We start from the raw sequence: 11910 nt of genomic DNA on the forward strand, positions 1-11910 counted from the left end.
ATGATGGGATGGAGGACTTGTGATGAAGGATTGGCAATGGAAATTCCAGCAGTCCCAGCCGCAGCTGTCGACGCAGCCAGAGGCGCAGGAGCTGATGCCGCAGCCGGAGGAGGAGCTGGATTGGGGAGAGCATGAATTCGGAACTCATCGGTATCATGTGCGGAGGCTTGTGCATGATTCGCTTGCGCTGCTGCCGCAGCCGGAGAAAGCGGTTGTACTGGGAGCAGGCAATCATGGGGATGTCGATTTGCCGGAGCTGGCCAAGCATTTCCAGCAGGTGACCGTATTGGATACCGAAGACAATATGCTGGAAGAATGGCTGGAATCGGTAGGAGGTATTGCCCAGCAGCGCTTGCGTTCGCTTACACGCGTGGATTATACGTGCCTCGATCAGCTGTCGTTTTATGAAGAGTTCGAGGAACTGCTGCTGCGTGAGGCGTCGGCTGCGGAGCTTGCGGCTTTTATCCGGGATGCGGTATTCCAGGTCAAGCGCTATGAAGCGGTGCCGCATTTGAAAAAGACGTTTTCGTTCGTTATGTCCTCCGGGGTGCATACGCCTTTGTTTTATCCGGATGCGCTTTTGCAATTTCATCCGCACATGTCCCGGTTCACCGAAGGAGAGGTTCGCAACATCCTCGATGCGCTGGTTTATTTGCGCAATGCGCTGATAGGCAACTACAATAAGCTGCTGTTGTCCTTGCTGAAGCCGGATGGCCGGATTACGGTGTGGACGGATATGATTGTGCTGAATGAAGAACACGGCTGGATTGCGGATGAGCTTTATGAACACAAGACGGATGAAGAACGGACCCGCTTTTTATTCGAGGTATTTGGCAAATACGGGATGGAGGCTGCGGTTGTCGGATTAAAGGACTTGTATGACAAAATAAAGCCCGATCAGCAGCAGTTCAGAAGCTGGATCGGGCAAGCGGATTCGGGAAAACGTTATCTTAGTGTCGGGTTATCAGGCAAGGCACGCTGAGAGCGGGCGGAAGTCCATCTCTTCCTCTGCCGTCAGGAAGCTGCAGCTAGGCATCGGCGTCACCTTGCGCAAACGAATTGCAAATTGGTTAAGCGTGCCGGCCAGCTCCGAAGTGTCGATATCATCCAGCGAAAATTGCAGGCTGTACTCGAAGTGGCCCGGTTCCGGTTGGCAAGCGCGAACGATGACGCCATACGGCCGCAGCTCCTTGCCCAGGCAATTGAATTTGAGCTCAGCAAGTAATCCGAGCTGCTCCGGAAGTGGAGCTTGCGTATAAAAACGTGCGCCTCCCGCACTCAGGTCGATAATGGCGGCTTTATGCAGTTTGACAGTTGTGTCTACCCAATCCGTACCGATAATTTTAAGCTCGGCACCTAGCAATTGGGGCAAGTGAAGTCGGAAAAAGCTTCGTTTATTAGTTTGCTGGCTCATCGAACAAACCTCGCATCCGTAATTGTTAGGAAAATATTAGTACATGACTAACTATAGCCTACTTACGCGCTGATAGCAATCTTTGTCCTTATTTTCACTTAACAATTCAGGAATTCAGGCCTAGTAAAGCGGAAGCTCGATGCAGATGTCGGTATCCTTGCTATGCAAGACGGCGTTGTTGCCAATAATTTCGATGCGGTCGATCACTTGAAGTTCGGACGGAACGGCTGCGGTAGTCAAGGAAGAGTTTCGTTCAAGCACGTTAATTAACTGGGGAATCGCTTTCTGATCGCTGGAGATGAAGCTGACAGGTATTTTCTTGTTCTGAAAGAGAAGTTCCGTAGTCATTGTGGATATACCTCCTTATAATGAATCGGATAAGTCAAGTATAGCACTCTTCTCTGTTAATTTCGACCAAAAAAATGTTACATAAGGTGACATATCTAGCGCGTAAAAAAACGGCAATTCGACACTAGCTATGTGGTTTATACTAGACTTTCGGCAGGACTTTAGATGGATCGGATTGGGCAAAAATACGGCATAGCAGAAGGGGACGGGTTCACATGAAGAAACGGTATGGCGTCATGAACAAAGCAGAGCTGGAGCAGGAGGTTCGTCAAGCGCGCGCGGAGCTGGAGCAGGCCGGATTTGCCAGCCAGCGGGCAGTGGCCGAGCGTAAGCTGTATACGGCGCAAGCTTATTTGCTCGACCCTGCTGAGTTCGGGCCAGGCTTGTATAAGGTTGATGGCGTTCAGCTTCCATTCGAGGTCGAATATTTGAACGGTATCATGGCCTGGGGACGGCTGGGGGATGATCCGGAGGCAAGCTTTCCGATCTCGATGCTGACTCGCTTCTAAATACGGCACATGTCCTTCGGGCAGTTTTCACATTGGCAGATCGTACGCAGCTCCTCCAGCTTGTGAATCAGAATGAGGTTGTTATGCATCGACAAAATGCCGGATTTTTTCAGATCCGCCAGCATGCGGTTCACGCTTTCGCGGGTTGCGCCGATCATGTCGGCCAGCTCGCTGTTAGTGAATTTTTTTGTAATTAAAATTTCGCCCTGCTGCTCCTTGCCATATGTGTGGCAGAGCCGGATCAGGGTGGAGCAGAGCGCGCCCGGCTTGCCGAACATCATCAAATCGCGGAATTTCGTCTGGGTCATCCGGTGCATCAAGCCCATCCATTTCATAAATTCAACAGCCAGATCGCCATGCTGCCACAGCAGCACCTCAAGGTCCTTCTGTTGAATGACACCGATCGTGCTGTCCTCGGTCACCTCGGCATTGAAGCTGTTTACCGAATTTTGAAACGGATCGACCTGACCGAACAAATCGCCTTTGTTATAAATATATAAAATGTAATTTTTACCCTCATCATTGCTTTTTGTCATCCGAATCCGGCCCTGCTTCAAGAAATAGAGCCGATCGGCCGGATCGCCCTCCCAGAACAAATGGCTCCCTGCTTCGGCTTTCAACTCGTACATGATATCCTGAATTTTGAGCAAATTCGTTTCCGAGAAGCATTCTGTATTGGAAACATGCAGCTCAGGCTGCTCGCTATGTCGCATGATTGGTTCCTCCTGCCCGATTTGCGAGTCTTTGTCTGTGATTTGTTCCTTCTACCATACCGGATCAGAGCGTCATGCGATGTGATGCAAATCACAAGCGGCGTTGAACGGCCGGCAAGTGTGATCTAACTAACATGCAAATGTGGCAGGAAGGTGTATAGTTGGGGCTAGAGTTCACCTTTGACGGAGGAAGTGAGTACGGATGCTGACCGGAGTTATTTTGGCGGGAGGCACGAAACGGACGATTCGCGGTACTTCCGCGGATTTGTTGCCGCTCGCCTCAGAGACGGTGCTGGAACGCCAGATTGGGGAAATGGGCAAGCTGTGCGGAGAGATCATTATTGTAACGGAGGAGCCGCGGCTTTATCTGGAGCATGTTCCGCGTACGGTACGGATTATTACCGATTTTTTTCCGAACCGTGGACCGCTTGGCGGCTTGCATGCCGCGCTGGCCTTGTCACGGCACGCTTATTTGTGGGTGACGGGCAATGCAATGCCTTTTGTATCCGCAGAGGCGGCGCGGCTGCTATGGGAGCATGTGCTGTTGTTTCAGGAGGACGCCGCAATGCCCGAGGTTCGAAAGTCGCCGTTCCCGCTGCACGGCATTTATCGGCAATCCTGCATAGACAGACTCGGCGAGATCGTTGAGTCCAGTCCATTTGAGCAGCGCTGGGACGTTTTCCTGGAGCGCATCGCGTACCAGATCGTGCCGGTGGAGCGGATGAAGGGACCGGATATGCATGCGGAAAATGGTGCCTTCTCACTGCGAATCAAGTCAGAAGCTCATTATGAGCAAGCGCTTCAGTTATGCCCGTCCATTCAGGCTCCGCTTCATAATTATTGGCAGCGGGGCAAGGAGCTATGGCTCGAATAGATTGGATAAGCCCGGTTGATGCTAAGCATGAGGTGATGCGTATGAACCGGGCGTTATGGACGTCCCTGACCAGTATTGGAGCGGCTCAATTATTGAAGATTGCAGCGAAGCTGGAGAAGCGCGATGAGGTCGGCTTGCCGGATTTGACGGCGACAGGAGGCATGCCCAGCTCGCACGCGGCTGGCGTCGTGTCACTGGCCTCCTATATCGGGCTGAAGCACGGCTTTCGCTCCGATACGTTTGCTATCGCATCGCTGCTTGGCTTAATCGTGATGTATGATGCGATGGGAATTCGCTACCATGCCGGACAAATTGCCAGCGAGGTGAATGAACTGGAAGCGACCGTCAGCGAGCTGGTCCGCGACCATCCTGAGCATCGCCATGCAAGCCGGGGAAAGCTGCTGGAGGAGCGGCTCGGCCATATGCCGGTCGAGGTGCTGGGCGGCGCTTTGCTCGGCTTGACGATCGGCTGGCTCAGCTACGTGACGGAGCCGGCAGCCTGGCGGCTTACAGGCTGGTCCGGGCGCTTTCTCCCGCGATGATTGGCTCCGGCTGGTCCTGCAGTCGAACGACAGGCAATGTAATGGTGAAGGTCGTACCCGTGCCGACAAAGCTTTCGACCTCCATCAGCCCTTCGTGATCCTGCACAATTTTATGGCAAATGGAAAGTCCGAGGCCGGTGCCTGAAGCTTTTGTCGTATAAAACGGGATGAAAATTTTCTCAAGGTCGGTCTCGGATATCCCGGCGCCTGTGTCCGCGATTTCCAGCACAGCCTTGTCGTTTTGGACATAAACCCGGATATGAATGGCGCCTTGCTCAGGCATCGCCTCCAGCGCATTTTTGGATAGGTTCAACAGCAGCTGCAGCATCTTGTCTTGATCCATTCGAATTAAAACATCTTCTTCGTAAGGGACAAAATAAATATGATGTCCAAGCCGTGTTGTTTCCGATTCAAGCAAGGAAATGACACGTTGAATGCAGCTATGGATAGACTGCACCCGGTATTGGGTCATGTGCGGTTTGGAAAATTGCAGAAACTCGGCTGTCAGCATGCTCATCCGGTTAATTTCATCCATAATCAGCTCGTACCACGGTTCAATGTTATAATTCCCCGACTTCGATATTTGCAGGAAGCCCTTCACGGTCGTCAGCGGATTGCGGATTTCATGTGCCATGCCGGAGGCCAGCTCTCCGACTACACGAAGCTTCTCGCTGCGCAGCATATGCTCCTCGCGCTTTAGCCAGCTATCCCGTTTCATCGTATACAACCGATGTTCAGCTGTAGACATCAAATCGTCCTTGGTTCGTCCATCATGGGGGAAGCAGGCGATGCCATAATTGATTTCGATGCCGGTAAGCTTAGGAAATTCGGAAGCCAGCAGTTGGGTAATCGTGCTAGTTGCTTGCTTGTTATCCTGAAACTCGATCACAATGGCAAATTCGTCTCCGCCGTACCGGCTGATCAGGATGCTCTCTGGAAACATAATACGCAGAAGCTGGGCCGATTGCTTCAGCATATCATTGCCGCCCTGGAAGCCATTGGCCGTATTTAACGATTTCAAATCTTTACAGTCGGCCAATACAAGCAGCACCGGCTGACGTTGCGTGACAATCAGCTCCATTTGCCGATGAAACTCCTGAAAATTATACAGCCCGGTGAGCGGATCATGGGTGCTGAGATGTTTTTTTTCGTTTACAAGCAACAGCTGCTGCCGCTCCATGTCCTTGATCAGCTTGCCGAACAGCAGCGACAGCGTAAAGCAGCTAAGCGCACCGAACAGCGTGTTTCCCAGTGAGGACAGGTCGAAGGGCAAGTAGCTGAAGGAAACAGCCATATAGGTCAACGACAGGCAAACATTCCAGATGACGGATGCTGCCAGCCTGGAATGGCCCCGGCTAATTTGGATCATATGGAGCAAATACAAAGGCAAGCACCAGGAGGAAGCGCTTACGGCATGAAAAAATGCGAGCAGGGTAAGTTGAACAAGCTGGGAACGAAGGGAACGCGGCAGAAACAAGCTTGCCATGTACAGCAACGCAACGGCGATTAGCAGCCAAGCATGAAGCGATTTTTGATGCAGCATGGACCAAATGCAGACAAGAGCAGAGTAAATCAGGAAGATAAAGGGACCTTTCATGACAGAACTACAACTCCTATTGCCTTGAAAATTTTATTCATATGGTAATGAAATTCTGTGCTGCGCGATGAAATCCTGCTTGTGTGCCGGCCGAATAGATGAAATTTAATAATTTTCAATAATTTGGGTTGTCATGACGCCAAATAACCCCGGCTATTGAACGTTCAGCCAGGGTGTCTTCGGTTCATCTTTGCCTGAAAATGCTAGAAGCCAGGCAAATTATCCAGATTATTGGCCGGATTGCCGTCTGCATTGGAACGGAGGTGCTCATCCCCGTCTCGTCCGCGGAACACATTCACTCCCGCGATTTGTCCGTTTTTGGCGAGCTGCTGGGCTTCGATATAATCGACGACAAGCCCTGACGATAATTTAAGCTCAACAATGTCGCCATCGCCGTTTTTGCGCACGGCTATAACATGATCTTGCGGTTGACTCATCTTCTTGATCGCCTCCTTACTAGAGCTAGGATGTGCGATTCAGCCTGATTTTATCCGCTAGTCGTTGATGCTGGAGGAAGAGCGAGCCGGTTCGGCGGCCAACGTGTAGAGCCGGCCTTGCTCGATAAAGGACATCGACCCCGTCTGTCCGATGTAATCCGGCATACGGTCGGAATAATGCATCAGCAGCGTCTGCTCCTGCAGCTCTCGGGGTAGCGTCAGCAGCTCGTCCAGACTTGCATGGACGAAGCCGGGAGACTGCAGCTGGCAGTCATGCAGGAAATGTCTACAGCCGTCCGCATGCAGCTTCAACAGCAAGTCCCGGTTGAACACGGAATCAGAGCTGTAGAAAACGAAATCGTTTAACAGCAGCGAATAACTGGATTTCCCTTGAATATGAACGCTGGGCAGCAAGCGGATCGTCAGGTCAGGATGCACACAGACAGGCGACTGCTCGCCGATCAAGATGACCTCGAAATAATCGCTCAGCTCGGAAATGCCCTCCGCGTTGTTTTCAAGGCCGCCGCGCAAGGAATGCTCCCAAAGCTCGCGGGCAAACGTATGCGGCAGGAACAGCGGAATGCGCCGTTTGAAATTATACATATTCTGAAAAGCAAATTCCTCAAGCCCGCCTACATGGTCAGCATGAATATGTGTGATTAAAATGCCGTCGATCGCGTCGATCGGCAGCCCAAGCTCCAGCAGGGCGCGCGAGGCTGTAAAGCCGCAATCTATTAACAGGGTGAAGCCGTTAAGACGAAGCAAAGCATTATTATTATAGAAGGATTTAGCGAATGCGCTTCCTGTGCCGATCATTTGAAGTTGCAGGCTCACAAGCTTACCCCCACTCAGCGTTTGGCGATACCTTAATAATCTATCATGGCAACGCACGTTGATTCAAGCGGGGAATGTCACATTTTGGTTAAAAAATTTAAAATGCGCTCCAAGGCGCTATAAGTGGGTAAAATTCGACAAGCGCAGCGTATCATCTCCATATTTTGTATTTCAGTAAAATAGAAGCGCTTACACACACAATATATGGGTAAAGCGCGGCGAAAAAATTTGATAAGTTTGCAAAACCTCCGCAACTCTTGGACGGGGCCCGAGTATAATTTAGCAAACGCGAAAAGATGATGGAGGTTGCTTGCAAATGAAAGTACCGCGATTGCTGACGATAATGCTCTCGCTTTCCTTATTTGGTACAACCGGCGCTCTGGCCAGCTCCGCTTTGGGTGATTTTGAAGGCTTTGCGAAAGTAAGACTTCTTGTCAATGACCAGGAGAGAGCTTTTGGCTCGGATGAGGTGCCCGGTTTTCTTGTCAAGGGGAGCGCTGTAGTGCCTGCCCGTATATTGTCTGAAACGCTGCAATCTATTGTCAAATGGGATAACAGCAGCAAAACGGTCTCGGTGTATAAGCCGAATGTCCATATGGTGGTGGCGAAATCGGTAGGCGCTGATTATTCGATCCAGAAGCCGTTTGGCGGAGTGAAAAAAGGGGATCAGCTCAATTTTGCCGTGTTCGCGCAAGTTGATGAGTTGAAGACGTCGATGTACTCCTTCCGCATTGCGATCATATCGCCAAGCGGCGCCCAGGTCGACGCCAAGGAAGAAATTGTGGACGGGTCCAAAAGCAGCTTCTGGTACACATGGCCGTTTAACGGCGTGACCTTCAACGAATCCGGCGCTTATAAGGTGCGCTTCGCGATCAAGCCAACGGCGGACAGCGATTATGTCGTCGTTTCCGAGAAGTCTATTTTGTCAGACTGATGCATGAAGCGCGTCGGTCTGATTCATTGACTTGGAATCGGGATGCATGGTACGATACGATGGAGTAATTACTTTATAAGATGAAAAGAGGGTTTTCCATGAGCGATCACATTCATGACGCTTCCTGCGATCATGATCACGAGGAAGAAATTTTTATCGTGACGGATCAAGACGGTGTGGAACATGAGATGGTGATGGTGTACACGTTTGAAGCTAGCGAACGCGCTTATGCCGTGCTTCTCGATCGTAATGATATGGAAGCTGACGGTGTCATATTCCGCATCGAAGAAGAGGATGGCGAAGCTTTTCTGGCCAGCATCGAAGACGAGCAAGAATGGGATCGCGTTGTTGCGATCTACAATGAGATCATTGAAGAGCAGGAACAGGAGCAATAAGCCTGTCACGATAAAACCCTTCTTGCTGCGGGCAAGAAGGGTTTTTCAGATGCGGCCGATCGTTTCATTTTATTTGCGTGGATTGAAGTACATGATGCGGCCGTTAAACAAATGGAGCTCCGCTTTCCAGAGCTTGCCCAGGTACTTGCTGAACTCGTTCCCTTTGGACTTGTCGCCGTGTGTGCTGTCGTCCGGCAAGACGAGCTGAATGAAATGCCGTTCTTTGTCGTTCACCGTCTCGGAGCCGACGCCCATCACGATGTATTTGTACAGCGGGCTGGTGCCTTTCAGGTAAAACCACTTGCCTTCCGCTTCGGGTTTGGTCTCGATGGTGTAAGGAAATCCGGCGTCGTCATACTCCCAGCCTAGCTGGGTACCGGTTTTCGCGAGCTGTTCACGGTAATGCTCCAATTGCTGCCGTAGCTCGTCCAAGCTTAAGGAGGAGAAGGCCGAGCCTTCAACGAGTTTGATATATGCGCTTTGCGCCATGACCCATACACCTGCCTATTTACGGACTGGAACGTTGTTCCTGTGCTTGCATCATGAACATCATAGCACTATGACTTCACAAATACAACACTTGCAAGCGCATTCGGAGCTTGCCGGAGAGAGAGAAGGATGGACAAATGGAGAGAGACGCAAAGCTGACTTTTGACGGGTATGTGCTAGTGACGGATATGGATGGAACGCTGCTGAATAAGGAGAAGGAAATCAGCCCGGAAAATTTGGCCGCTATTGAGCGGTTTGTCCGCGAAGGCGGACGGTTTACGATTGCGACAGGGCGGATCGTTGGCCCGGCCGGGCAGTTCGTACGTCAACTGCCGGTGAATGCGCCAGCCATCTTGTACAACGGAGCTGTTATTTACGACTATGCAGCAGAGCGGCCGATTCATGAGACGGTGCTGCCGCAGACGAGCATAGAGGCGCTGCATCGGGTGATGGACGCTTACCCGGAAATTGGCGTGGAAATTTATGTCCAGGGGGAGCCTTACCCGTATACGATCCGAGACAACGACTTGACGGAGCGGCATCGCCAGATCGAGCATTTCCCGCTGCAGGCGGTAGAGACGGTGGAGGAGGTTCCGGCCAGCTGGTTGAAAATTTTGTTCGCTTGGGAGCCGGAGCGTCTGGACCTTGCTTGCGAGGGGATGGTGCGGCTGACTGCCGGGCAAGGCATCGAATGGGTACGCTCCGATGACCGGTACTTCGAGATGCTGCCTCAGGGCGCTACAAAAGGGGACGCGCTGGAGCAGCTGCTGCTTCGTCTCGGGATGGAGATCGGCAAATGCGTCGCGATGGGCGACCATCTGAACGATCTGGAGATGATCCGGCGCGCCGGGGCCGGCGTAGCGGTCGGCAATGCGCACCCGCTGCTGCTGGAGGCGGCTGATCATGTATGCAAGCCGCATACGGAGCACGCAGTCGCGGATGTCATTGACTGGCTGGAGCAGCGTATTTTGGCAGGCAGTATGTAGACGTCTGCGTTCCAGGTGCAAGGCGCAGTTTACGCTCTGCCCATGCGCTACCTGATGATTATAACACACAAAAGCCGCTTGCCCGGATGGGGCAAACGGCTTTTGTTCGGACAGGCGTCGGCAGTCGGCGGCGTGTCTAGAAAATAGCAGGCGTCTCGACAATGACCTTGACGTATTCGATGCTGCGGTCCTCAGGTCCCTTGACCGGCAAGCCTACCTCGATATGCTCGGTAATGTAGTCGATCAAATCCTGCGAAATGACTTCGCCAGGAAGCAAAATCGGGATGCCCGGCGGGTAAACATAAATAAATTCGGCAATAATCCGGTCGGCCGACTCTTTAAACGCGATCAGCTCGGTATCGCCATAAAACGCGTCGCGAGGCGAAAGTGTCAGCTGCGGAATTTTCGGAATTTTGATGATCAGCTCATTGGCGGGCCGGATCGTGTAATTTTCCTCGGACAGCCGCCGCAGCGCAGTCAGCAGTACGTCAATGTTGTCGCGTGTATCGCCAGGCGTAACCAGGCACAAAATGTTGTACATATCGCTAAGCTCTACTTCGATGTTGTAGTGCTCGCGAAGCCAGTTTTCGGCGTCGTAGCCCGTGATGCCGAGGTGGCGCACATGAATGTTAACCTTGGTCGGGTCACAGTCATACGTCGCCTCGCTGCCTAAAATCTCGCGTCCGAAGCAGGAGAGTCCTGGAATCGCGTTGATTTCCCGCCGGGCGAACTCCGCCAGCTCAATGGCCCGCTCAGCGATCGCTTGTCCGTTCAGCGCCAGGTTGCGGCGGGCGCAGTCCAGCGAAGCAAGCAAAATGTAGGACGTGGACGTCGTCGTCAGCATACTGATGATCGTTTTCGCACGACGCACGTTAACCCGGCCCTCCCGGATGTTCAGAACAGAGCTTTGCGTCATGGAGCCGCCAAGCTTGTGGACACTGGTTGCCGCCATATCCGCGCCTGCTTGCATCGCTGACATCGGCAGCTTTTCATTGAAATGAATGAGCACGCCATGCGCTTCGTCCACCAGCACCGGAATGTTGTAGCTGTGGACAATATCGACAATTTCCTTCAGGTTGGCGCAGACGCCGTAGTAGGTCGGATTGATCACAAGCACGGCCTTGGCGTCCGGATGACGCTCCAGAGCGCGTTTGACCGAGGAGGTGGTGACGCCGTGGTCGATGCCCAAATTTTCATCGCGAACCGGCTTCAGAAACACCGGCTTCGCTCCCGCGAAAATAATGGCCGACATGATGGATTTATGCACGTTGCGGGGCACGATGATTTTATCCCCCTCGGAGCAAACGGTCAAAATCATGGTCATGATCGCGCCGCTTGTTCCTTGTACGGAGAAAAAGGTGTGATCCGCGCCGAAGGCTTCGGCTGCAAGCTGCTGCGACTGCTCGATGACACCGGTCGGCTGATGGAGATCATCGAGCGGCGCTATATTGATCAGGTCGATGGACAGCGCGTTTTCGCCGATAAACTCCCGGAATTCGGGGTCCATGCCCACACCCTTCTTATGTCCTGGAATGTGAAACTGCACCGGATTGCGCGCAGCATGCTCTTGTAACGCGGTGAACAGGGGAGTTTTCGTCTGATCCACGGTTATCCCTACCTTTCATGGCTGAGTTATAGTTGATGAATAAAACAAGCAAACATAACGAGTATAGCAAAAAGCGACACGGATGCAAGCGATTTTTGGCTTTCGAAATGTTAAGATTTGCAGCAGGCTGCTTTGGGGATGGCTCACGGGCATTGCGTCGCTGCCGTCAAGCTCGCTTATTTCCATCGCGAAATGAGATGTGTTACATTGTAGAGAGCAAATTAACAAAACT

The 11910-nt window shown here is 52.1% G+C and carries 15 protein-coding genes; 7 read left to right on the forward strand and 8 right to left on the reverse strand.

What is annotated here, in order from left to right; translation table 11 throughout:
• The first annotated feature begins 22 nt into the window (after positions 1-22).
• Positions 23-982, forward strand: a complete 960-nt coding sequence (locus AC6ROY_RS20580) for a hypothetical protein (RefSeq protein ID WP_500102476.1) — start codon at positions 23-25, stop codon at positions 980-982.
• Here the strand turns inward: AC6ROY_RS20580 and AC6ROY_RS20585 are convergent.
• Both AC6ROY_RS20585 and AC6ROY_RS20590 read right to left on the reverse strand, forming a co-directional pair.
• Positions 965-1414 carry a PilZ domain-containing protein gene (locus tag AC6ROY_RS20585; protein ID WP_500102477.1) on the reverse strand — a complete coding sequence of 150 codons (450 nt, stop codon included), beginning with the start codon at positions 1412-1414 and terminating at the stop codon, positions 965-967. The two genes, AC6ROY_RS20580 and AC6ROY_RS20585, sit on opposite strands and share 18 nt — an antisense overlap.
• Positions 1415-1534: 120 nt before the next feature.
• Positions 1535-1762: a hypothetical protein gene (locus AC6ROY_RS20590; RefSeq protein WP_500102478.1), complete on the reverse strand. Its 228-nt coding sequence runs from the start codon at positions 1760-1762 to the stop codon at positions 1535-1537.
• Between the two features lie 215 nt (positions 1763-1977).
• Here AC6ROY_RS20590 and AC6ROY_RS20595 point away from each other — a divergent pair, with 215 nt between their 5' ends.
• Positions 1978-2271 (forward strand): DUF1811 family protein, encoded by a 294-nt coding sequence (locus tag AC6ROY_RS20595; RefSeq protein WP_500102479.1) that lies wholly within the window; start codon positions 1978-1980, stop codon positions 2269-2271.
• Here AC6ROY_RS20595 and AC6ROY_RS20600 read toward each other — a convergent pair.
• Positions 2268-2984, reverse strand: a complete 717-nt coding sequence (locus tag AC6ROY_RS20600; RefSeq protein ID WP_500102480.1) for a Crp/Fnr family transcriptional regulator — start codon at positions 2982-2984, stop codon at positions 2268-2270. The genes AC6ROY_RS20595 and AC6ROY_RS20600 overlap by 4 nt on opposite strands.
• A 202-nt stretch (positions 2985-3186) precedes the next feature.
• Here AC6ROY_RS20600 and mobA point away from each other — a divergent pair, with 202 nt between their 5' ends.
• Positions 3187-3858: a molybdenum cofactor guanylyltransferase gene (mobA, locus tag AC6ROY_RS20605; RefSeq protein WP_500102481.1), complete on the forward strand. Its 672-nt coding sequence runs from the start codon at positions 3187-3189 to the stop codon at positions 3856-3858.
• A gap of 41 nt (positions 3859-3899) precedes the next feature.
• The gene (locus AC6ROY_RS20610; RefSeq protein WP_500102482.1) at positions 3900-4400 is read left to right on the forward strand and encodes a divergent PAP2 family protein; all 501 of its coding nucleotides are present in this window, start codon (positions 3900-3902) and stop codon (positions 4398-4400) included.
• Here AC6ROY_RS20610 and AC6ROY_RS20615 read toward each other — a convergent pair.
• The 3 genes from AC6ROY_RS20615 to AC6ROY_RS20625 all read right to left on the reverse strand — a co-directional run bounded on the left by AC6ROY_RS20615 (position 4366) and on the right by AC6ROY_RS20625 (position 7268).
• Positions 4366-5997, reverse strand: coding sequence for an ATP-binding protein (locus AC6ROY_RS20615; RefSeq protein WP_500102483.1), 1632 nt, complete (start codon positions 5995-5997; stop codon positions 4366-4368). The two genes, AC6ROY_RS20610 and AC6ROY_RS20615, sit on opposite strands and share 35 nt — an antisense overlap.
• 203 nt (positions 5998-6200) lie before the next feature.
• The gene (locus AC6ROY_RS20620) at positions 6201-6434 is read right to left on the reverse strand and encodes a DUF3892 domain-containing protein (protein ID WP_500102484.1); all 234 of its coding nucleotides are present in this window, start codon (positions 6432-6434) and stop codon (positions 6201-6203) included.
• A gap of 57 nt (positions 6435-6491) precedes the next feature.
• On the reverse strand, positions 6492-7268 hold the full coding sequence (locus AC6ROY_RS20625; protein ID WP_500102485.1) for an MBL fold metallo-hydrolase: 777 nt from the start codon (positions 7266-7268) through the stop codon (positions 6492-6494).
• A 316-nt stretch (positions 7269-7584) separates the two neighbouring features.
• Between AC6ROY_RS20625 and AC6ROY_RS20630 the strand changes: the two genes are divergently transcribed.
• Together AC6ROY_RS20630 and AC6ROY_RS20635 are read left to right on the forward strand one after the other, a co-directional pair.
• Positions 7585-8202: a stalk domain-containing protein gene (locus tag AC6ROY_RS20630; protein ID WP_500102486.1), complete on the forward strand. Its 618-nt coding sequence runs from the start codon at positions 7585-7587 to the stop codon at positions 8200-8202.
• 98 nt (positions 8203-8300) lie between these two features.
• Positions 8301-8597, forward strand: a complete 297-nt coding sequence (locus AC6ROY_RS20635) for a DUF1292 domain-containing protein (RefSeq protein ID WP_500102487.1) — start codon at positions 8301-8303, stop codon at positions 8595-8597.
• Positions 8598-8666: 69 nt separating this feature from the next.
• Here AC6ROY_RS20635 and AC6ROY_RS20640 read toward each other — a convergent pair whose 3' ends face one another.
• The gene (locus tag AC6ROY_RS20640) at positions 8667-9086 is read right to left on the reverse strand and encodes a DUF1885 family protein (protein ID WP_500102488.1); all 420 of its coding nucleotides are present in this window, start codon (positions 9084-9086) and stop codon (positions 8667-8669) included.
• A gap of 137 nt (positions 9087-9223) precedes the next feature.
• On the opposite strand from AC6ROY_RS20640, the gene AC6ROY_RS20645 reads away from it, so the two are divergent.
• A complete protein-coding gene (locus AC6ROY_RS20645; RefSeq protein ID WP_500102489.1) occupies positions 9224-10072 on the forward strand; it encodes a Cof-type HAD-IIB family hydrolase in 849 nt (282 codons plus the stop codon).
• A gap of 136 nt (positions 10073-10208) precedes the next feature.
• On the opposite strand, the gene AC6ROY_RS20650 is transcribed toward AC6ROY_RS20645, so the two are convergent.
• Positions 10209-11678, reverse strand: a complete 1470-nt coding sequence (locus AC6ROY_RS20650; protein WP_500102490.1) for an aminotransferase class I/II-fold pyridoxal phosphate-dependent enzyme — start codon at positions 11676-11678, stop codon at positions 10209-10211.
• Positions 11679-11910 lie beyond the last annotated feature (232 nt).

The sequence above is a fragment of the Paenibacillus sp. sg306046 genome, assembly GCF_059821225.1.